Source organism: Escherichia sp. E10V5, assembly GCF_004212315.1.
Lineage (GTDB): Bacteria > Pseudomonadota > Gammaproteobacteria > Enterobacterales > Enterobacteriaceae > Escherichia.
Window position 1 is genome coordinate 93375 of record NZ_RHJM01000034.1, and the last position, 20705, is coordinate 114079.

Annotated in this window: 21 protein-coding genes; 3 read left to right on the plus strand and 18 right to left on the minus strand. The window is 51.4% G+C overall.

Annotation, left to right across the window (positions count from 1 at the left end; translation table 11 throughout):
- The first annotated feature begins 130 nt into the window (after positions 1–130).
- Both D9738_RS21260 and yieF read left to right on the plus strand, forming a co-directional pair.
- Positions 131–880 carry a 4'-phosphopantetheinyl transferase superfamily protein gene (locus tag D9738_RS21260; RefSeq protein ID WP_130206812.1) on the plus strand — a complete coding sequence of 250 codons (750 nt, stop codon included), beginning with the start codon at positions 131–133 and terminating at the stop codon, positions 878–880.
- A gap of 21 nt (positions 881–901) precedes the next feature.
- Positions 902–1468, plus strand: coding sequence for a class I chromate reductase YieF (gene yieF / locus D9738_RS21265; RefSeq protein ID WP_130235770.1), 567 nt, complete (start codon positions 902–904; stop codon positions 1466–1468).
- Positions 1469–1521: 53 nt separating this feature from the next.
- Here yieF and adeP read toward each other — a convergent pair whose 3' ends face one another.
- The gene (adeP, locus tag D9738_RS21270; protein WP_064525932.1) at positions 1522–2859 is read right to left on the minus strand and encodes an adenine permease AdeP; all 1338 of its coding nucleotides are present in this window, start codon (positions 2857–2859) and stop codon (positions 1522–1524) included.
- Positions 2860–3025: 166 nt separating this feature from the next.
- Here adeP and yieH point away from each other — a divergent pair, with 166 nt between their 5' ends.
- The gene (gene yieH, locus D9738_RS21275; protein WP_130261119.1) at positions 3026–3691 is read left to right on the plus strand and encodes a 6-phosphogluconate phosphatase; all 666 of its coding nucleotides are present in this window, start codon (positions 3026–3028) and stop codon (positions 3689–3691) included.
- Positions 3692–3784: 93 nt separating this feature from the next.
- Here yieH and phoU read toward each other — a convergent pair whose 3' ends face one another.
- The 17 genes from phoU to rsmG all read right to left on the minus strand — a co-directional run bounded on the left by phoU (position 3785) and on the right by rsmG (position 20686).
- On the minus strand, positions 3785–4510 hold the full coding sequence (gene phoU / locus D9738_RS21280) for a phosphate signaling complex protein PhoU (RefSeq protein ID WP_130206818.1): 726 nt from the start codon (positions 4508–4510) through the stop codon (positions 3785–3787).
- A gap of 14 nt (positions 4511–4524) precedes the next feature.
- Positions 4525–5298 (minus strand): phosphate ABC transporter ATP-binding protein PstB, encoded by a 774-nt coding sequence (gene pstB, locus D9738_RS21285; protein ID WP_000063126.1) that lies wholly within the window; start codon positions 5296–5298, stop codon positions 4525–4527.
- Positions 5299–5388: 90 nt separating this feature from the next.
- Positions 5389–6279, minus strand: coding sequence for a phosphate ABC transporter permease PstA (pstA, locus tag D9738_RS21290; protein ID WP_001251991.1), 891 nt, complete (start codon positions 6277–6279; stop codon positions 5389–5391).
- Positions 6279–7238: a phosphate ABC transporter permease PstC gene (pstC, locus tag D9738_RS21295; RefSeq protein WP_000741620.1), complete on the minus strand. Its 960-nt coding sequence runs from the start codon at positions 7236–7238 to the stop codon at positions 6279–6281. The genes pstA and pstC overlap by 1 nt, the downstream gene beginning before the upstream one ends.
- Positions 7239–7323: 85 nt before the next feature.
- Positions 7324–8364 (minus strand): phosphate ABC transporter substrate-binding protein PstS, encoded by a 1041-nt coding sequence (pstS, locus tag D9738_RS21300; RefSeq protein ID WP_130261120.1) that lies wholly within the window; start codon positions 8362–8364, stop codon positions 7324–7326.
- A 444-nt stretch (positions 8365–8808) separates the two neighbouring features.
- Positions 8809–10638 carry a glutamine--fructose-6-phosphate transaminase (isomerizing) gene (gene glmS / locus D9738_RS21305; RefSeq protein ID WP_130261121.1) on the minus strand — a complete coding sequence of 610 codons (1830 nt, stop codon included), beginning with the start codon at positions 10636–10638 and terminating at the stop codon, positions 8809–8811.
- A gap of 162 nt (positions 10639–10800) precedes the next feature.
- On the minus strand, positions 10801–12171 hold the full coding sequence (gene glmU, locus D9738_RS21310; RefSeq protein WP_130261122.1) for a bifunctional UDP-N-acetylglucosamine diphosphorylase/glucosamine-1-phosphate N-acetyltransferase GlmU: 1371 nt from the start codon (positions 12169–12171) through the stop codon (positions 10801–10803).
- Between the two features lie 387 nt (positions 12172–12558).
- Complete coding sequence (locus D9738_RS21315) at positions 12559–12978, minus strand: F0F1 ATP synthase subunit epsilon (protein ID WP_001251965.1); 420 nt, start codon at positions 12976–12978, stop codon at positions 12559–12561.
- 20 nt (positions 12979–12998) lie between these two features.
- Positions 12999–14381: a F0F1 ATP synthase subunit beta gene (gene atpD, locus D9738_RS21320; protein ID WP_000190506.1), complete on the minus strand. Its 1383-nt coding sequence runs from the start codon at positions 14379–14381 to the stop codon at positions 12999–13001.
- Between the two features lie 26 nt (positions 14382–14407).
- Positions 14408–15271, minus strand: coding sequence for a F0F1 ATP synthase subunit gamma (atpG, locus tag D9738_RS21325; protein ID WP_000896501.1), 864 nt, complete (start codon positions 15269–15271; stop codon positions 14408–14410).
- Positions 15272–15321: 50 nt separating this feature from the next.
- Entirely contained in the window at positions 15322–16863 is a 1542-nt protein-coding gene (gene atpA / locus D9738_RS21330; RefSeq protein WP_001176745.1) for a F0F1 ATP synthase subunit alpha, read from the minus strand.
- 12 nt (positions 16864–16875) lie between these two features.
- A complete protein-coding gene (atpH, locus tag D9738_RS21335; RefSeq protein WP_001288587.1) occupies positions 16876–17409 on the minus strand; it encodes a F0F1 ATP synthase subunit delta in 534 nt (177 codons plus the stop codon).
- 14 nt (positions 17410–17423) lie between these two features.
- On the minus strand, positions 17424–17894 hold the full coding sequence (atpF, locus tag D9738_RS21340; protein ID WP_001052219.1) for a F0F1 ATP synthase subunit B: 471 nt from the start codon (positions 17892–17894) through the stop codon (positions 17424–17426).
- A 61-nt stretch (positions 17895–17955) separates the two neighbouring features.
- Complete coding sequence (gene atpE / locus D9738_RS21345) at positions 17956–18195, minus strand: F0F1 ATP synthase subunit C (RefSeq protein ID WP_000429386.1); 240 nt, start codon at positions 18193–18195, stop codon at positions 17956–17958.
- Between the two features lie 46 nt (positions 18196–18241).
- Positions 18242–19057, minus strand: a complete 816-nt coding sequence (gene atpB, locus D9738_RS21350; protein ID WP_000135618.1) for a F0F1 ATP synthase subunit A — start codon at positions 19055–19057, stop codon at positions 18242–18244.
- Between the two features lie 8 nt (positions 19058–19065).
- Complete coding sequence (gene atpI / locus D9738_RS21355) at positions 19066–19446, minus strand: F0F1 ATP synthase subunit I (protein WP_130206826.1); 381 nt, start codon at positions 19444–19446, stop codon at positions 19066–19068.
- A 616-nt stretch (positions 19447–20062) separates the two neighbouring features.
- A complete protein-coding gene (rsmG, locus tag D9738_RS21360) occupies positions 20063–20686 on the minus strand; it encodes a 16S rRNA (guanine(527)-N(7))-methyltransferase RsmG (protein WP_130206828.1) in 624 nt (207 codons plus the stop codon).
- Between the last annotated feature and the right edge of the window lie 19 nt (positions 20687–20705).

Consider the following 20705-nt stretch of genomic DNA (forward strand, 5'->3'; position numbering starts at 1 on the left):
TTTCGCGATAAAATGTAAAAAACATGTAATAAATTTGTCTGAATCGAACTTTTCGCCGCTTTAGTCTGTCCATAATTTTAGTAAATGATTACTCTGTATTCATAATGGACCATTAAGCATGGAGCGAAAAATGGCGACTCACTTTGCCCGAGGGATTTTAACGGAAGGACACCTGATATCTGTTCGTCTACCCTCCCAGTGTCATCAAGAAGCCCTAAATCTTCCCCCTCATCGTCAAAGCCGTTTCCTGGCGTCCAGAGGTTTACTCGCAGAACTGATGTTCTTGCTGTACGGCATTAGTGAATTGCCGGAAATCGTCACCCAGGCTAAAGGAAAACCGGTTTTCCACGATAAAAATTTACCATCATTTTCAATAGCCTATGCCGGAAACATGGTCGGAGTGGCGTTAACAACTGAAGGTGAATGTGGCCTCGATATGGAACTACAGCGCGCGACTCGCGGGTTTCATAGCCCTCACGCGCCCGATAACCATGCTTTTTCCAGCAATGAATCACTATGGATCAGTAAGCAAAACGATCCTAACGAAGCGCGAGCGCAGCTCATCACGCTGCGCCGAAGCGTGCTAAAACTTACCGGTGATGTTTTGAATGACGACCCGCGAAATCTGCAGTTGATGCCCATTGCGGGACGCCTGAAATGTGCCCATGTAAATCATGTAGAAGCGATATGCGACGCAGAGGAAGTGCTGGTATGGTCCGTGGCGGTCAGCCCAGCGATTGAAAAGCTCAATGTCTGGGAGTTTGATGGCAAGCAAGGCTGGAAAAGCCTGCCGGATATTCACAGCCGCGCCAATAATCCAACCAGCCGGATGATGCGTTTTGCCCAGCTCTCTACCGTGAAGTCATTTTTGCCAAATTGATAGACAACCACAGGAGTCATCATGTCTGAAAAATTGAAGGTGGTTACGTTATTGGGAAGCCTGCGCAAAGGTTCATTTAATGGCATGGTTGCACGTACGCTGCCGAAAATTGCCCCAGCGGGTATGGAAGTTAACGCGTTGCCATCTATTGCTGACATTCCCTTATATGACGCAGACGTACAGCAGGAAGACGGTTTTCCAGCAACGGTTGAAGCTCTGGCGGAACAGATTCGTCAGGCAGATGGTGTGGTGATCGTGACGCCGGAATATAACTACTCGGTGCCGGGTGGACTGAAAAATGCCATCGACTGGCTTTCCCGCCTGCCCGATCAGCCATTGGCCGGTAAACCGGTGTTGATTCAGACCAGCTCAATGGGCGTAATTGGCGGCGCACGCTGTCAGTATCATCTGCGCCAGATTCTGGTCTTCCTGGATGCAATGGTGATGAACAAACCAGAGTTTATGGGCGGTGTGATTCAGAACAAAGTCGATCCGCAGACAGGAGAAGTGATTGATCAGGGAACGCTAGACCACCTGACCGGGCAGTTGACCGCATTTGGAGAGTTTATTCAACGCGTTAAGATCTAAATAAAAAACCCGCCAGCAATCATGCATGGCGGGTTTTTAAGGCGCTATCGATTTTAGTGGGCGTCGATAAAGACAATTTTCAGCACAAACAGCAGCGCCACGATAATCACGCACGGGCTAAGGTCGCGCAGACGGCCTGTACCGATTTTCATCACGCAGTAGGAGATAAAGCCCAGCGCAATACCTTCGGTAATCGAGAAGCTAAACGGCATCATCACGGCAGTAATAAACGCCGGAACGGATTCGGTGAGATCCTGCCATTTCACACGCGCAAGACTTGATGTCATCAGTACGCCAACGTAAATCAGCGCGCCAGCCGCGGCGTAGCCAGGCACCATCCCCGCCAGCGGCGACAGGAAGATAACCAGCAGGAACAGCAAACCAACAACCACTGCCGTCAGACCAGTACGTCCACCAACGGAAACGCCGGAAGAAGATTCAATATACGCCGTAACAGAAGAAGTGCCGATAAACGAACCGGTCACGGAAGAGATACTATCGACATACAGCGCCTGCTTCATGCGCGGGAATTTACCTTTCTCATCCGCCAGACCTGCTTTATCAGTCACGCCAATCAGCGTACCGGAGGAGTCAAACAGGTTAACCAGCATGAAAGAGAAAATCACGCCAGCCAGTCCGAGGTTGAATGAACCAGCTAAATCCACATGCCCCACCACGGTCATCACGCTCGGCGGCGCGGAGACAATGCCGTTGTAGTGCACATCACCCAACATCCAGCCCAGCAGCGTTGTCACCACGATAGAAACCAGCACCGCTGCGTGAATGTTACGTGAAGCCAGAATGGCGATGATGAAGAAGCCGAGGATACCCAGCAGCACACTGTGAGAAGTCAGATTACCGATACTCACCAGCGTTTCCGGATTAGCGACAATCACACCTGCGTTTTTCAGCCCCATCATGCCAATGAACAGGCCGATACCGCTGGTGATCCCCACACGCAGACTCACCGGAATGTTGGCAATCATCCAGTAGCGAACACGGAAGATTGTCAGTAACAGCAGACCAATTGCGCCCCAGAAGATTGCACCCATCCCGACCTGCCACGGTAAGCCCATCGCCTGCACAACGACAAAGGCGAAGAATGCGTTCAGGCCCATAGCTGGTGCTAGCGCAACTGGAAGATTAGCAAACAGCCCCATCAGAATACTGCCGAACGCAGCAATCAGACAGGTGGTGACGAAGACGGCGCTGGTGTCCATGCCAGCAACGCCGAGAATTTGCGGGTTAACAAAAACGATGTAAACCATCGTCAGGAAGGTGGTAAAACCGGCGATCACTTCGGTCCGTGCCGTCGTGCCATGTTCGCGCAGTTTAAACACGCGTTCCAGCATCCCCTGGCCAGAAGCCTGGGTTGTGTGTTGTTGACTCATTATCTATTTCCGAACAAGGAGGGAAAATACGTCGCTATCGTATACCAAAATGAGACAATATGGACGGCTGAAGATAACTTTTTTTCATTGTATTTGCTTATACGGCAACGATTGCGTCATGCGAATATGCCTGACGAAAACGTTAAACTAACGATAAAGGAAAGACATGTCCCAGATAGAAGCGGTATTTTTCGACTGCGACGGTACGCTGGTCGACAGTGAGGTTATTTGCTCTCGAGCCTATGTCACGATGTTCAGGGAATTTGGCATTAACGTTGACCTTGAAGAAATTTTTACCCGCTTTAAAGGCGTAAAACTCTACGAAATCATCGACATCATTAGCAAAGAACAGGGCGTAGAAATAGTCCGTGCCGATGCCGAACACGTTTACCGTGCGGAAGTGGCGCGCCTGTTTGATAGCGAGCTTGAGGTGATTGCAGGAGCGAACGAATTGCTGGCTAGTGTGAAAGTGCCGATGTGCGTCGTCTCTAACGGTCCGGTCAGCAAGATGCAGCATTCGCTTGGTAAGCTCAATATGCTGCACTATTTCCCGGAAAAGTTGTTCAGTGGCTATGACATCCAACGCTGGAAGCCCGACCCGGCGTTAATGTTCCATGCGGCAAAAGCGATGAATGTGAACGTTGAAAACTGCATTCTGGTCGATGACTCCAGCGCCGATGCGCAGTCAGGAATCGATGCCGGTATGGAGGTGTTTTACTTCTGCGCTGACCCGCACAATAAGCCGATCGTTCATCCGAAAGTCACCACTTTTACCGAGTTGGCGCAGTTACCTGCACTCTGGAAGGCCAGGGGATGGGATATTACGCGATAAATAAAGAAACCCGGTGAGCATTTCTCCGGGCTGATTTCGTACTCGCAGATTGCCGGATGCGGCGTAAACGCCTTATCCGGCCTACAGTTTGCGTTACGCTTTCGAATCTTTCTCTGCCAGCAATTTATCCAGCTCATCACCACCGACGTGGCGGAAATCCTGCCCCTTCACGTAGTAGAAGATGTACTCGCAGATATTCTGGCAGCGGTCGCCAATACGTTCGATTGAACGTGCGCAGAACAACGCAGTAAGTACGCTCGGAATGGTGCGCGAATCTTCCATCATGTAGGTCATCAACTGACGAACAATCCCTTCGTACTCCTGATCGACTTTTTTATCTTCACGATAAATACGCACCGCTTCGTCAATATCCATGCGCGCAAACGCGTCCAGCACGTCATGCAACATCTGGATAGTGTGACGCCCCAGTGATTCCAGGCTTACCAGCAACGGCTGATGCTGCTGGGAGAATTTCTCCAGTGCAGTGCGACAGATTTTATCCGCCACGTCGCCAATACGCTCCAGTTCGGAAATGGTTTTACTGATAACCATAACCAGACGCAGGTCGCTCGCCGTCGGCTGACGTTTGGCAATAATGCGCACGCAGGCTTCATCGATTGCCACTTCCATCATGTTGACGTTTTTATCGCCTTCGATGACCCGCTTCGCCAGATCGCTGTCCTGGTTGTGCATCGCGGTGATTGCATCAGAAAGTTGCTGCTCCACCATGCCGCCCATGGTCATCACCTGCGTGCGGATGCTTTCCAGTTCGGCGTTGAACTGGCCGGAAATATGTTTATTAAGATTGAGACTGTCCATAACGCACTCCTGAATCAACCGTAACGACCGGTGATGTAGTCTTCTGTTTGTTTCTTCGCTGGCTTGGTGAACAGATCGTCCGTGTTGCTGAACTCAATCAATTCGCCCAGATACATAAACGCCGTGTGGTCGGAACAACGCGCGGCCTGCTGCATGTTGTGGGTTACGATCACCACGGTGTAATCCTGCTTCAGTTCGGTGATCAGCTCTTCAATACGCCCGGTAGAGATGGGGTCGAGCGCCGAACACGGTTCGTCGAGCAGCAGCACTTCCGGGCGAATGGCGATACCACGCGCAATACACAGACGCTGTTGCTGACCGCCAGAGAGAGAGTAACCGCTCTGGTGCAATTTATCTTTGGTTTCGTTCCACAATGCGGCTTTGGTCAATGCCCACTGCACGCGCTCGTCCATGTCAGCACGGGAGAGCTTCTCAAACAGACGCACGCCAAAGGCGATATTGTCGTAAATGGACATCGGGAACGGCGTCGGTTTCTGGAACACCATGCCCACTTTCGCACGCAGCAGAGCGATATCCTGAGTGTTGGTCAGGATGTTGTCGCCATCGAGCAGAATTTCACCTTCCGCGCGCTGCTCTGGATACAGTTCAAACATTTTGTTGAAGGTACGCAGCAGCGTCGATTTACCGCAGCCGGACGGCCCGATAAACGCCGTAACCTGGTTTTTAGCGATATCCAGGTTGATGTTTTTCAGGGCATGGAATTTGCCGTAGTAGAAGTTCAAATTACGAACCTGAATTTTACTCGGGGCAGTTTCAACCATACTCATTGCAATCTTTTCCTCATCGTGCCTGATGCACTTCGCTAATCAGGCTTACCGTAGGCCGGATAAGGCGTTCACGCCGCATCCGGCAAAGTGTTAACCGTGTTTATTCTTCGCAAATACAACGCGCGCCAGAATGTTCAGCAGCAGTACGCACAGGGTAATGATCAACACCCCGGCCCAGGCCAGTTGCTGCCATTCCGCAAACGGACTCATCGCAAACTTAAAGATCGTTACCGGCAGGTTGGCGATCGGTTGCATCATGTCCGTGCTCCAGAACTGGTTGGAGAGCGCGGTAAACAGCAGCGGCGCGGTTTCACCAGCAATACGGGCAATCGCCAGCAGGATACCGGTCATAATCCCGGACACCGACGCTTTCAGCGTAATCGCGGAGATCATCTTCCACTTCGGCGTACCCAGCGCATAAGCCGCTTCACGCAGGCTGTCCGGCACCAGTTTCAGCATGTTCTCGGTGGTGCGGATAACAATCGGCACCTGTAACAGCGCCAGTGCAATCACACCCGCCCAGCCGGAGAAGTGCTCCATCTGCGCCACCACGATGGTGTAAACAAACAGACCAACCACAATCGACGGCGCGGAGAGCAGAATGTCGTTAATAAAGCGAATCACTTCTGCCAGCCAGGATTTACGACCATATTCCGCCAGATAAATCCCCGCCATAATGCCCAGCGGCGTACCGAATACCGTGGCCCACAAAATTAACAGCCCGCTACCCGCCAGGGCGTTCGCCAGACCACCGCCTTCCGTATTTGGCGGCGGCGTCATTTCAGTGAACAGCGCCAGCGACATACCATCGATACCGCGAGTGATGGTGGACATTAAAATCCAGATCAGCCAGAACAGACCGAAGGCCATCGTCGCCATCGAGAGCGTCAGTGCAATACGATTTTTGAGACGGCGACGCGCCTGCATTTTGCGGCGGGATTCTGCCAGCGCCGCAGTGGTTTGCATTTCAACCATAGCCATTAGCGAGCCCCCTCATTCTTAGCCAGGCGCATAATCATAAATTTCGATGCAGCGAGGACGATGAAGGTAATCACAAACAGGATCAGGCCCAGTTCCATCAGTGCGGCAACGTGCAGACCGGATTCCGCTTCCGCAAATTCGTTGGCCAGCGCAGAGGTGATACTGTTGCCCGGCATGTACAGAGAGGCGCTGTCGAGCTGGTAGGTGTTACCGATGATAAAGGTCACCGCCATAGTTTCACCGAGCGCGCGCCCCAGACCCAGCATAATGCCGCCGATGACCCCATTTTTGGTGAACGGAAGAACGATACGCCAGATAACTTCCCAGGTGGTGCAGCCGATACCGTAGGCCGACTCTTTCATCATCACCGGGGTTTGTTCAAACACATCGCGCATAACTGCCGCAATGTACGGAATGATCATGATGGCGAGGATCACGCCTGCTGCGAGGATACCGATACCAAAGGCCGGGCCGGAGAACAGCGCGCCGACAATCGGGATATTCGACATGATATTGCCGACCGGCTCCTGGAAGTAAACAGCAAACAGCGGCGCGAAGATAAACAGGCCCCACATGCCGTAAACGATACTTGGAATGGCTGCCAGCAACTCAATGGCGATACCCAGCGGGCGTTTCAGCCAGCCAGGCGCAAGCTCAGTCAGGAACAGGGCGATACCGAAACTCACCGGAACGGCGATCAGCAGCGCGATAAACGAAGTCACCAGCGTACCGTAGATCGGCACCAGCGCCCCGTAGATATCGTTCGGTGCATCCCACTCTTTGGTCCACAGGAAAGCCAGACCAAATTTCTGAATGCTCGGCCAGGAGGAGATGATCAGAGAGACAATAATGCCACCCAACATCAATAGCACAATCAGCGCCGCCAGTTTTACCAGCACGCTGAAAATTATGTCGCCCTTTTTACCCGGTGGGTTAAAAGCAGGCTTGGTTGCAGCCATAAGTTACTCTTCAGTTAAACGCGTTTACAAAGTCATTTTGTAATGCCGGATGCGGCGTTAACGCCTCATCCGGCCTGGAGTTTTATTAGTACAGCGGCTTACCGCTACTGTCTTTAATATTGGTCTTCCACGCAGCGCGAACCTGTTCAACTACGCTATCCGGCAGGCTGGCATAATCCAGGTCGTTCGCCTGTTTAGCCCCGGTTTTGTACGCCCAGTCGAAGAACTTCAGCACTTCTGTGCCTTGTTCTGGTTTCTTCTGATCTTTGTGGATCAGAATGAACGTGGTAGAGGTAATAGGCCACGCATCTTCGCCTTTCTGGTTGGTCAGATCCTGAGCGAATGTTTTGCTCCAGTCTGCGCCTTTTGCCGCATTGGCGAAGTTTTCTTCGGTCGGACTAACCGGTTTACCATCAGCGGAGATCAGTTTGGTGTACGCCAGGTTGTTCTGTTTAGCGTAAGCATATTCAACGTAACCAATCGCACCCGGCAGACGCTGAACGAACGCAGCAATACCGTCATTACCTTTGCCGCCCAGACCGGTTGGCCAGTTTACGGTAGAGCCAGAACCAATTTTGTTTTTCCACTCTTCGTTCACTTTTGCCAGGTAGCTGGTGAAGACGAAGGAAGTCCCGGAGCCATCTGCGCGGCGCACCACGGCGATGTTCTGTGAAGGCAGTTTCAGACCCGGATTCAGTTTGACGATCGCTTCGTCATCCCACTTTTTAATTTTACCCAGGTAGATGTCACCGAGGGTTTTACCATCCAGAACCAGTTCACCAGATTTCAGACCAGGCAGGTTAACCGCCAGCACCACGCCGCCAATTACGGTCGGAAACTGGAACAGACCTTCCTGAGCCAGTTTTTCGTCAGACAGCGGCGCGTCAGAAGCACCGAAATCAACGGTATTGGCGATAATCTGTTTTACGCCACCGGAAGAACCAATGCCCTGGTAGTTAACTTTATTACCGGTTTCTTTTTGGTAAGTGTCAGCCCATTTGGCATACACCGGCGCAGGGAAGGTTGCACCTGCGCCTGTCAGGCTTGCTTCTGCAAATACAGAGAAAGCGCTCATCGATAAGGTCGCGGCGACAACAGTTGCGACGGTGGTACGCATAACTTTCATAATGTCTCCTGGGAGGATTCATAAAGCATTGTTTGTTGGCTACGAGAAGCAAAATAGGACAAACAGGTGACAGTTATATGTAAGGTTTATGACAGTTTTATGACACGAAAGAAAACTCTTTTTGGCTGGTGAAAAATCAATAAGTTAGAAGTGAAAGTGACAATAGCTTGGCAGAAAAATTTTCTTTCTGTGACAGTTTAAAAATAGCTGAAGATGAGACGATGAGAGAGGGGATCGAAAAATGCCCTGCGAAAGCAGGGCATCAGATTATTGACAAAGTGCGCGTTGTTCATGCCGGATGCGGCGTGAACCTCTTATTCGGTCTACAAAATAGTGCAAATTCAATATATTGCAGTAACCACGTAGGCCTGATAAGCGTAGCGCATCAGGCAGTTTTGCGTTTGTCAGCAGTCACATGCCCTGCTTACGCAGGGCATCCATTAATTACTCAACCGTAACCGATTTTGCCAGGTTACGCGGCTGGTCAACGTCGGTGCCTTTGATCAGCGCGACGTGGTAAGCCAGTAGCTGCAGCGGAACGGTGTAGAAGATCGGTGCAATAACCTCTTCCACATGCGGCATCTCGATGATGTGCATGTTATCGCTACCGACAAAACCTGCATCCTCATCGGCGAAGACGTACAACTGACCGCCACGCGCACGAACTTCTTCAATGTTGGATTTCAGTTTTTCCAACAGTTCGTTGTTCGGTGCAACGACGATAACCGGCATATTCGCGTCAATCAGCGCCAGCGGACCGTGTTTCAGTTCGCCTGCAGCGTAGGCTTCAGCGTGAATGTAAGAGATCTCTTTCAGCTTCAATGCGCCTTCCAGCGCGATCGGGTACTGATCGCCACGGCCCAGGAACAGCGCGTGATGTTTGTCAGAGAAATCTTCCGCCAGGGCTTCAATTCGTTTGTCCTGAGACAGCATCTGCTCAATACGGTTCGGCAGCGCCTGCAGACCATGCACGATATCATGCTCAATGGAGGCATCCAGACCTTTCAGGCGAGACAGTTTCGCCACCAGCATCAACAGCACGGTTAACTGAGTGGTGAATGCTTTGGTGGACGCCACGCCAATTTCAGTACCCGCATTAGTCATCAGCGCCAGATCGGATTCACGTACCAGAGAAGAACCCGGAACGTTACAGATTGCCAGCGAACCAAGGTAACCCAGCTCTTTCGACAGACGCAGGCCAGCCAGGGTATCCGCGGTTTCGCCAGACTGCGACAGGGTGATCATCAGGCTATTGCGGCGTACTGCAGATTTGCGATAGCGGAATTCAGAGGCGATTTCGACGTCGCACGGAATACCTGCCAGCGATTCAAACCAGTAGCGGGAAACCATACCGGAGTTATAAGAAGTACCGCAGGCGAGGATCTGAATATGCTCAACCTTCGACAGCAGTTCATCCGCATTCGGCCCCAGCTCGCTTAAATCCACCTGGCCGTGGCTGATACGCCCGGTAAGGGTGTTTTTGATCGCGTTCGGCTGTTCGTAGATCTCTTTCTGCATGTAGTGACGGTAAATACCTTTATCGCCCGCGTCATATTGCAGATTGGATTCGATATCCTGACGTTTCACTTCCGCGCCTGATTTATCGAAGATGGTTACCGAACGGCGAGTCACTTCGGCAATATCGCCTTCTTCGAGGAAGATAAAGCGACGAGTCACTGGCAGCAGCGCCAGCTGGTCAGAAGCGATAAAGTTTTCGCCCATACCGAGGCCAATCACCAACGGACTACCAGAACGCGCCGCCAGCAGGGTATCCGGGTGACGGGTATCCATAATTACCGTGCCATAAGCGCCACGCAGCTGCGGAATAGCGCGCAGAACAGCTTCACGCAGAGTGCCGCCCTGTTTCAGTTCCCAGTTCACCAGATGAGCAATAACTTCGGTGTCGGTTTCAGACACGAAGGTATAACCACGCGCTTTTAACTCTTCACGCAGCGGTTCATAATTTTCGATAATGCCGTTATGCACCACCACAATGTGTTCAGAAACATGCGGATGCGCATTCACTTCTGAAGGTTCGCCGTGCGTCGCCCAGCGAGTATGAGCAATACCCGTACCGCCATGCAGAGGATGTTCTTCCGCTGCCTGAGCCAGCATCTGGACTTTACCGAGACGACGCAGACGGGTCATATGACCTTCTGCGTCAACAACGGCCAGACCAGCAGAGTCATAACCGCGGTATTCCAGACGACGTAAACCTTCAAGAAGGATTTCTGCTACATCACGTTGCGCGATCGCGCCAACAATTCCACACATAGTTTTTGATTCCGGTTTATATCGTTGTCGGTCAACCTGTATGCCCGTTTTTTCGGGCGCCCCGAGCCTTGTAGAGAGTGGGGTTATTTTTATAGTTACTGCTTGTGGGAGGGAGATTATGTTATCTCCTCATCCCTGGAGGCCGGATTTACCCAGCCAGAATTACTTTTTCTTTACCGGACGACGCCAGCCTTCTTTTTGCGACTGCGGCACGCGGCTGATCGCCAGGGCGTTTTCGCCAACATTACGCGTCACAGTTGTACCGGCAGCAATCGTCGCACCTTTACCCACCGTTACAGGAGCCACCAGCTGGGTGTCGGAACCGACAAAGACATCATCGCCGATAATGGTTTTGAATTTATTCGCTCCATCATAGTTGCAGGTAATGGTTCCCGCACCGATGTTAACGTTATCGCCGATCTCCGCATCGCCCAGGTAAGTCAGATGACCGGCTTTCGAACCTTTACCCAGACGCGCTTTTTTCATCTCAACGAAGTTACCGACGTGTGCGCCTTCCAGCAACTCAGCACCGGGGCGCAGACGGGCAAACGGGCCGATGGTACAGGCTGCTGCCAGATTAGCATCTTCCACTACGGTATACGGGCTAATTTCGCAATCATCGCCAATCACGCTATTTTTAATCACGCATCCGGTGCCGATTTTCACGCGATTACCGAGAGTAACGTTGCCCTCGATGATAACGTTAGTATCAATTTCAACATCGCGCCCGTGAGTTAGCGTACCGCGCAGATCAAAACGGGCTGGATCGCGCAACATAACGCCTGCTAACAACAGTTTTTCAGCCTGTTCGGACTGGTAAACGCGCTCCAGACGAGAGAGTTGCAGGCGGTTATTCACGCCTTCAACTTCGCTTAAACGTTGCGGGTGAACGGCAACGATTTCACGTCCTTCCTGATACGCCAGCGAAATAATATCGGTGATGTAGTATTCGCCCTGAGCGTTATTGTTGGTCAGCTTCGCCAGCCAGCGTTTCATATCTGCGCCGTTGGCGATCAGAATGCCGGTGTTGATTTCCTGAATCTGACGCTGCTCGTCGGTGGCATCTTTGTGCTCAACAATGCCGGTAACTTTGCCGTTTTCACGGGTGATACGTCCATAACCGGTCGGATCATCCAGTTTCACTGTCAGCAGGCCAATGCCGCCCTGCGGTTTAGCATCACGCAGGCGCTGGAGTGTTTCAACAGAGATCAGCGGCACGTCGCCATAGAGCATTAAAATGTCTTCATCATCGGCAAAGAAAGGTGCGGCCTGCTGCATTGCATGACCCGTACCCAGCTGTTCTGCCTGAAGCACCCAGTTAAGGTTGTCATCTTTCAGCGCCTGTTTAAGCAGATCGCCGCCGTGGCCGTAAACCAGGTGAACGTGCGCTGCACCTAATTCATTCGCGGCATCAATGACATGCTGAACCATCGCTTTCCCGGCAAGGGTATGCAGCACTTTCGGAAGATCGGAATACATGCGAGTGCCTTTGCCTGCTGCAAGGATCACTACGCTCATAGCATTATTCAACATACGCGTCCTGACTGTAATTTGAGAACGAATTTAAACCGCTTCACATTGAAAAAACTACATTTTTTTCATCGTGAAATGGACAGGGGATAAATTGCTCAATAACGGATTATCCCCGCTGGCGAAAGAGCCATTTTCGACCATCGTCACGCCTTTTGTCTTCATAAATGTAAGACACCACCTTCATTTAAGCGTCAGGCTGATGTTTTTGCTCTTATTTCGATCAATGAATAAACAGGAAAATCAGCGAAGGATTTCGCGTAATTATAAAAATGAGTTTAATTGCGGGATATAAAAATGCGCAGGATATAGCAGAACCAATCTCGCTGCGGCGCGCGAAAAAAAAGCCAGCCTGTTTCCAGACTGGCTTTTGTGCTTTTCAAGCCGGTGTTACATCGCTTTTTTGGTCAACTCGATAACGCGCAGCTGCGCGATCGCTTTGGCCAGTTCCGCAGACGCCTGAGCGTAATCTACGTCGCCGTGAGAGCTGCTAATGTGCTCTTCAGCCTTACGTTTCGCTTCCATGGCTCGCGCTTCGTCGAGATCCTGGCCGCGAATTGCGGTGTCGGCCAGAACGGTCACGTTGCCAGGCTGCACTTCAAGAATGCCGCCAGACAGATAGATAAACTCTTCGTGACCGTGCTGTTTCACGATGCGAATCATACCAGGCTTAATGGCGGTGAGCAGCGGTGCGTGGCCCGGGTAAATTCCCAGTTCACCTTCGCTACCCGTTACCTGGATTTTCTCGACCAGACCAGAGAACATTTGTTGCTCTGCGCTGACGACGTCCAGGTGGTAAGTCATTGCCATATCACCCTCCGATTAAGGCGTTAAAGTTTTTTGGCTTTTTCCACAGCTTCTTCGATGGAACCGACCATGTAGAACGCCTGCTCCGGCAGGTGATCGTATTCGCCTTCCATGATGCCTTTAAAGCCACGGATGGTGTCTTTCAGGGAGACGTATTTACCCGGAGAACCGGTGAATACTTCTGCCACGAAGAACGGCTGGGACAGGAAGCGCTGGATCTTACGAGCGCGCGCTACCACCAGTTTGTCTTCTTCAGACAGTTCATCCATACCCAGGATGGCGATAATGTCTTTCAGTTCCTGATAACGTTGCAGGATGGACTGAACGCCACGCGCAGTGTCGTAGTGTTCCTGGCCAACCACCAGCGGGTCCAGCTGACGGCTGGTGGAGTCCAGCGGGTCAACGGCCGGGTAAATACCCAGAGACGCGATCTGACGGCTCAGTACCACGGTTGCGTCAAGGTGCGCAAAGGTGGTTGCCGGAGACGGGTCAGTCAAGTCATCCGCAGGTACGTATACTGCCTGTACGGAGGTGATAGAACCGGTTTTGGTGGAGGTGATACGTTCTTGCAGAACGCCCATCTCTTCCGCCAGGGTCGGCTGATAACCTACCGCTGAAGGCATACGGCCCAGCAGTGCGGATACTTCCGTACCGGCCAGGGTGTAACGATAGATGTTGTCAACGAACAGCAGTACGTCACGACCTTCGTCACGGAATTTCTCAGCCATGGTCAGACCGGTCAGAGCAACGCGCAGACGGTTTCCCGGCGGCTCGTTCATCTGGCCATACACCAGGGATACTTTGTCGATAACGTTGGAGTCGGTCATTTCGTGGTAGAAGTCGTTACCCTCACGAGTACGTTCACCTACGCCCGCAAACACAGAGTAACCGGAGTGCTCGATCGCGATGTTACGAATAAGCTCCATCATGTTTACGGTTTTACCTACACCCGCACCACCGAACAGACCAACTTTACCGCCCTTAGCGAACGGACACATCAGGTCGATAACTTTGATACCGGTTTCCAGCAGTTCCTGAGAGTTTGACAGCTCTTCGTAGGAAGGTGCTGCGCGGTGAATCGCCCAACGCTCTTCTTCACCGATCTCGCCTTTCATGTCGACCGGTTCGCCCAGTACGTTCATGATACGGCCCAGAGTCGCTTTACCTACCGGGACTTCGATCGGGTGTTCGAGGTCTTTTACATCCAGACCGCGACGCAGACCGTCGGAGGAACCCATTGCGATGGTACGCACGATACCGCCGCCGAGCTGCTGCTGAACTTCCAGCACCAGACGCTCATTACCATTTTGCACCTCAAGAGCATCGTACACGCGCGGTACGGCATCCTGAGGGAATTCGACGTCAACTACGGCGCCGATTACCTGGACAATCTTTCCAGTAGCCATCTTAAATCCTCTACGAAATAACCTGTTTAAACCGCGGCGGCCCCCGAGACGATCTCGGTGAGTTCCTGAGTAATGCTGGCCTGACGAGCTTTGTTGTATACCAACTGCAGCTCTTTAATCAGGCTGCCGCCATTGTCGGTCGCGGCTTTCATCGCCACCATACGGGCGGCCTGCTCGCTGGCCAGGTTTTCAACCACGCCCTGATAAACCTGAGATTCGACATAACGACGCAGCAGGGTATCCAGCAACGCCTTCGGATCGGGTTCGTACAGGTAATCCCAGGATTTGTGTTTCAGATCATCATCATCTGACGCCGGTAACGGCAGCAGCTGGCTGATGGTCGGAACCTGAGACATGGTGTTAATAAATTTGTTGCTGACAATGTAAAGCTTGTCCAGACGGCCTTCGTCGTAGGCCTGCAACATCACTTTTACCGGACCGATCAGTTCGGACAGGGAAGGGTTATCCCCCATGCCTGTAACCTGGGCAACAACATTGCCGCCCACGGAGTTGAAGAACGACACACCTTTCGAGCCGATCATTGCGAGGTCGCATTGAACGCCTTTATCGGTCCAGGTCTTCATTTCCGCCAGCAGTTTTTTGAACAGGTTAATGTTCAAACCACCGCACAAACCACGGTCGGTCGACACCACCAGGTAGCCCACGCGTTTAACGTCGCGTTCTTCCAGGTATGGGTGCTTATATTCCAGATTACCGTGCGCAAGGTGACCAATCACTTTGCGCATGGTTTCTGCATAAGGACGGCTGGCCGCCATGCGATCCTGCGATTTACGCATTTTGGAAGCGGCGACCATCTCCATCGCTTTAGTGATCTTTTGCGTGTTCTGGACGCTTGCGATCTTACTACGTATCTCTTTTGCGCCGGCCATGAGCTTCTCCTCAATGCCTTGCGGCCTGCCCTAAGGCAAGCCGCCAGACGTTACCAGGATTGGGTTGCTTTGAAGGAATCGAGGATGCCTTTCAGCTTGCCTTCGATTTCGTCGTTGTAGCCACCGGTCTGGTTGATCTCTTGCATCAACGGAGCGTGATCACGGTCGACGTAAGCCAGCAGAGCGGCTTCGAAGCTGCCGATTTTCGACAGTTCAACATCCGCCAGGTAACCACGTTCTGCTGCGAACAGAACCAGAGACTGCTGCGCAACGGACATCGGCGCATACTGTTTCTGTTTCAACAGTTCGGTCACTTTCTGACCGTGGTCAAGCTGCTTACGAGTTGCATCGTCAAGGTCGGATGCAAACTGAGAGAACGCTGCCAGTTCACGATACTGCGCCAGAGCGGTACGGATACCACCGGACAGTTTTTTCATGATCTTGGTCTGTGCTGCACCACCAACACGGGATACGGAGATACCCGGGTTAACCGCAGGACGAATACCGGCGTTGAACAGGTTGGTTTCCAGGAAGATCTGACCATCGGTAATGGAGATTACGTTGGTCGGAACGAACGCAGAAACGTCACCCGCCTGAGTTTCGATAATCGGCAGTGCGGTCAGAGAACCGGTTTTCCCTTTCACTTCACCTTTGGTGAAGGCTTCAACGTATTCGGCGTTAACACGCGCAGCACGCTCCAGCAGACGAGAGTGGAGGTAGAATACGTCGCCCGGGAATGCTTCACGTCCTGGCGGACGACGGAGCAGCAGGGAGATCTGACGGTAAGCAACAGCCTGTTTAGACAGGTCATCGTAAATGATCAGCGCATCTTCACCGCGGTCACGGAAGTATTCGCCCATTGCGCAACCGGCATATGGCGCCAGGTATTGCAGTGCAGCGGATTCAGACGCGGTTGCTACCACAACAATGGTGTTAGCCAGAGCGCCGTGCTCTTCCAGTTTACGTACCACGTTAGAAATGGTGGACGCTTTCTGGCCGATAGCGACATAGATACATTTGATACCGGAATCGCGCTGGTTGATGATGGCATCGATTGCCAGTGCGGTTTTACCGGTCTGACGGTCACCGATGATCAATTCACGCTGACCACGACCGATTGGGATCATGGAGTCAACGGCTTTATAACCGGTCTGTACCGGCTGATCTACGGACTGACGTTCGATAACGCCCGGAGCGATTGCTTCTACAGCAGAGAAGCCGTCGTGATCCAGCGGACCTTTACCGTCGATTGGTGCACCCAGAGTGTTAACCACACGGCCCAGCAGGCCACGGCCAACCGGAACTTCCAGGATACGGCCAGTACACTTAACTTTCATGCCTTCGGCAAGGTCAGCGTACGGACCCATAACAACCGCACCTACAGAGTCGCGCTCGAGGTTCAGTGCGATAGCGTAACGGTTACCCGGCAGGGAGATCATTTCACCCTGCATACAATCGGCCAGGCCGTGAATGCGGATAACACCGTCACTTACAGAAACAATAGTACCTTCGTTGTGAGCTTCACTCACAACATTGAACTGAGCAATGCGCTGCTTGATCAGTTCGCTGATTTCGGTGGAATTCAGTTGCATGCTCCAGTCCCCTTAAGACTGCAAGACGTCTGCAAGGCGCTCAAGACGACCGCGTACGCTGCCATCAATGACCATATCACCCGCTCGGATGATAACGCCTGCCATTACAGACTTATCGATTTTGCAATTCAGCTTAACTTTGCGTGACAGACGTTTTTCCATCGCAGCAGAAATTTTCGCGAGCTGTTGTTCACTCAATGCAGCAGCGGAAATGACGTCTACCTCAGCGGTAGCCTCACTCACGGCACGCAGGTGAATAAACTGCTCCAGAACATCCGGGAGCGCGTTAAGACGACCATTTTCAGCCATAACCCGAATCAGGTTCTGACCGTTTTCGTCCAGTTGCTCACCACAAACTGCGATAAACGACTCGGCGAGCGTTTCTGGCGCCAGTGCACCAGAGAGAAGCTCTGCCATCTGTTCGTTTTTGGTTACCTCGGCGGCAAACGCCAGCATGTCCTGCCAGCGTTCTACACTTTGGTGTTCGACGGCAAAGTCAAAAGCTGCTTTGGCGTAGGGGCGAGCTACCGTAATAAATTCAGACATCAGCCCCTCCCTCCTTACAGTTCAGCGACAAGTTTATCCACGATGTCGCTGTTAGCAGCTTCATCCACGGAACGTTCGATGATCTTCTCGGCGCCAGCAACAGCCAGGATAGCAACTTGCTTACGCAGCTCTTCACGGGCACGTTTACGCTCGGCTTCAATTTCCGCCTGCGCCTGGGCCACGATTTTAGTACGTTCCTGTTCTGCCTCAGCTTTCGCTTCGTCCAGAATCTGCGAGCGGCGTTTGTTCGCCTGCTCGATGATTACCTGGGCTTCCGCTTTCGCTTTTTTCAGCTGGTCGGTCGCGCTGGCCTTTGCAAGGTCAAGGTCCTTATGTGCTCGTTCTGCGGAAGCAAGACCGTCAGCAATTTCTTTTTGACGTTTTTCGATGGCTGCCATTAATGGCGGCCATACGTACTTCATGCAGAACAGAACGAACAGGACAAACGCGATGGCCTGGCCGAGGATTGTTGCGTTAAGATTCACAGCACAATGCCTCTATTTAGTTAACGTTCTGATATTGCTCTTTAAATAAAAGCAACGCTTACTACGCGACAGCGAACATCACGTACAGACCCAGACCTACAGCGATCATCGGGATAGCATCCACCAGACCCATAACGATAAAGAACTGAGTACGCAGCAGAGGAATCAGATCAGGTTGACGCGCTGCGCCTTCCAGGAATTTACCCCCGAGGATGCCGATACCGATCGCAGCACCGATTGCCGCCAGACCCATCATCACAGCGGCAGCCATGTACAGCAGATCCATATTCAGGTTTTCCATGACAGTCTCCAGTTTGTTTCAGTTAAAACGTAGTAGTGTTGGTAAATTAATGCTCTTCAGACGCCATCGACAGATAGACGATCGTCAGAACCATGAAGATGAAGGCTTGCAGCGTAATGATCAGGATGTGGAAAATGGCCCACGGCACATTCAGGATCCACTGTGACCACCACGGCAACAGACCAGCAATCAGAATGAAAATCAGCTCACCGGCATACATGTTACCGAACAGTCGCAAACCGAGTGAAACTGGTTTGGACAGCAGGCTTACCCCTTCAAGGATTAAGTTGACAGGAATGAACGCCCAGTGATTGAACGGCTGCAGCGTCAACTCTTTCGTGAAGCCGCCGATGCCTTTCATTTTGATGCTGTAGAACAGAATCAGGATAAATACGCCCAGAGCCATAGACAGTGTTACGTTCACGTCCGCAGACGGAACCACACGCAGTGCAGGCAGACCCAGTACATGTTCAGCAATGTACGGCAGCAGGTCGATAGGCAGTAAATCCATCAGGTTCATCAGGAACACCCAGACGAAGATCGTCAGGGCCAGCGGAGCAATCAGCTTGCTTTTGCCATGGTACATGTCTTTCACGCTACCATTAACAAAGCCGATCACCAGCTCAATCGCGGTCTGAAACTTACCTGGCACGCCGCTGGTTGCCTTTTTGGCTACGCTACGGAATAAAACCAGGAACAACAGACCCAGCACCACCGAGAAGAACATGGAGTCAATATTAATTGTCCAGAAGGTGGCTGGGGGGTTATGCGGATCCACCAGCGAGAATGTACGCAGGTCCAGCTGAAGGTTATTCAGGTGGTGTCCTATGTAATCCTGCGGCGTCATATTTTCTGAAGCCATGATGCCTTTTACCCTTTGTTGTTAATTACAGCCGGTGCCAGTATCTGAACCACCAGCACCAAAACCCACGTAACGATCAGCGGCAAGAATACCGCCTTTAAAACAGCCAACGCCACCACCAGTAACACCAACATAGCCAGAACTTTGAAAGCTTCGCCAAATGCGAACGTCCAGGCCACCCGGCCTTTCGCTGGTGTATGCGCCTGGTGACGCCAGGCAAATATCATAAAAAAAACGTTAGGCAGAAAGACTGCCAGGCCTCCACTTAACGCAGAGACGCCCCAGAAGGGGTCTTTGAGGCTGAACAGCAATCCACTTGCTATCACCACCAGTAACTGAACGAGCAGAAGCTTCCGAGCAACGTTTCGACTCAAGAGCGACACAGACATCACGTTTTTCACTCCTGCTCCCTTCGAGGTATGCCGCGTGTCGTATAAAACTTTCTTTAAGGCTTAGAGTCAAGCATCAAAAAGCGGTCAAATTATACGGTGCGCCCCCGTGATTTCAAACAATAAGTAGCCAAAAGGTGAATAAATGTTTAAATATTTTTCCAGTGCATACAATTGCGACTTTTCTGCTAACCGTGGTGGATCATGAAAAACTGTAAATAACGCGTAAACACTAGTGGTAAAGCGTGCTTCAGATCACATATCGAGCATGTTCACCCGTAGCATATTTATTTACTTGGCAAATGATGCCTTTGCAAGCTTCTGATATTTAACTCTAAAAACAGATACTCTTTTCAAAAATAGCATTTACACAACAAAAACCACCCATTGACATTCTTAATAAAATTTTAACAGGCAGTTATGGTTCTTAGCGCCGATTTTTAGCAGCCTGATATTTTCACTAATGACTTATTTTCTGCTTACCAAAAAAAGCCACGTTACTTTGTTGATACAAAATAGTGAACGTGGCGTTAAATGTAACCAGTTATATCAGTAGAAAACCTGGTTGTTGTTAACAGTCTAACCGGTCAATTTTTTATTATTTTTTTGATAAAAATTAAATTTTATTTGCTTTAATAACCACCAGATGACGTTCGCCATCCAGGGCTGGAACCTGAAGTTTAATCACTGATTCAACCTGATATTCTTCGGGCAACAAAGCGATTTCATCTTCCGGCATTTGCCCTTTCAGCGCGTAGAAACGGCCTTGCTCACCAGGAAGATGATGGCACCAGCTCACCATATCGTTCAGAGAGGCAAAAGCGCGGCTAATTACGCCATCAAATGGCGGCTCTGACGGAAACTCTTCTACCCTGCTCTGTACTGGCTCAATATTCTCCAGTTTAAGCTCATGTTGCACCTGACGGAGGAAACGAACGCGTTTACCAAGGCTATCCAGCAATGTGAAATGGGCTTCAGGACGCACGATGGAAAGCGGTATGCCAGGCAACCCCGGTCCGGTTCCCACATCGATAAAACGCTCACCTTGCAGATATGGAGCAACAACAATGCTGTCGAGAATATGGCGTACCAGCATCTCGTTAGGATCGCGGACCGAGGTCAGGTTGTACGCTTTATTCCATTTATGCAGCATATTTACGTAGGCAATAAGCTGATTTTTCTGGTGATCGGTAAGCGAAATTCCTGCGTCTTTCAGCAGTGAAGAGAGTTTGTTGAGCACGGTGATTACCTGTTCTTGA

Coding starts and splice junctions, on each gene's coding strand:
- D9738_RS21260 (WP_130206812.1), top strand. CDS start 131: ATGGCGACTCACTTTGCCCGAGGGATTTTAACGGAAGGACACCTGATA.
- yieF (WP_130235770.1), top strand. CDS start 902: ATGTCTGAAAAATTGAAGGTGGTTACGTTATTGGGAAGCCTGCGCAAA.
- adeP (WP_064525932.1), bottom strand. CDS start 2,859: ATGAGTCAACAACACACAACCCAGGCTTCTGGCCAGGGGATGCTGGAA.
- yieH (WP_130261119.1), top strand. CDS start 3,026: ATGTCCCAGATAGAAGCGGTATTTTTCGACTGCGACGGTACGCTGGTC.
- phoU (WP_130206818.1), bottom strand. CDS start 4,510: ATGGACAGTCTCAATCTTAATAAACATATTTCCGGCCAGTTCAACGCC.
- pstB (WP_000063126.1), bottom strand. CDS start 5,298: ATGAGTATGGTTGAAACTGCCCCGAGTAAAATTCAGGTTCGTAATTTG.
- pstA (WP_001251991.1), bottom strand. CDS start 6,279: ATGGCTATGGTTGAAATGCAAACCACTGCGGCGCTGGCAGAATCCCGC.
- pstC (WP_000741620.1), bottom strand. CDS start 7,238: ATGGCTGCAACCAAGCCTGCTTTTAACCCACCGGGTAAAAAGGGCGAC.
- pstS (WP_130261120.1), bottom strand. CDS start 8,364: ATGAAAGTTATGCGTACCACCGTCGCAACTGTTGTCGCCGCGACCTTA.
- glmS (WP_130261121.1), bottom strand. CDS start 10,638: ATGTGTGGAATTGTTGGCGCGATCGCGCAACGTGATGTAGCAGAAATC.
- glmU (WP_130261122.1), bottom strand. CDS start 12,171: ATGTTGAATAATGCTATGAGCGTAGTGATCCTTGCAGCAGGCAAAGGC.
- D9738_RS21315 (WP_001251965.1), bottom strand. CDS start 12,978: ATGGCAATGACTTACCACCTGGACGTCGTCAGCGCAGAGCAACAAATG.
- atpD (WP_000190506.1), bottom strand. CDS start 14,381: ATGGCTACTGGAAAGATTGTCCAGGTAATCGGCGCCGTAGTTGACGTC.
- atpG (WP_000896501.1), bottom strand. CDS start 15,271: ATGGCCGGCGCAAAAGAGATACGTAGTAAGATCGCAAGCGTCCAGAAC.
- atpA (WP_001176745.1), bottom strand. CDS start 16,863: ATGCAACTGAATTCCACCGAAATCAGCGAACTGATCAAGCAGCGCATT.
- atpH (WP_001288587.1), bottom strand. CDS start 17,409: ATGTCTGAATTTATTACGGTAGCTCGCCCCTACGCCAAAGCAGCTTTT.
- atpE (WP_000429386.1), bottom strand. CDS start 18,195: ATGGAAAACCTGAATATGGATCTGCTGTACATGGCTGCCGCTGTGATG.
- atpB (WP_000135618.1), bottom strand. CDS start 19,057: ATGGCTTCAGAAAATATGACGCCGCAGGATTACATAGGACACCACCTG.
- atpI (WP_130206826.1), bottom strand. CDS start 19,446: ATGTCTGTGTCGCTCTTGAGTCGAAACGTTGCTCGGAAGCTTCTGCTC.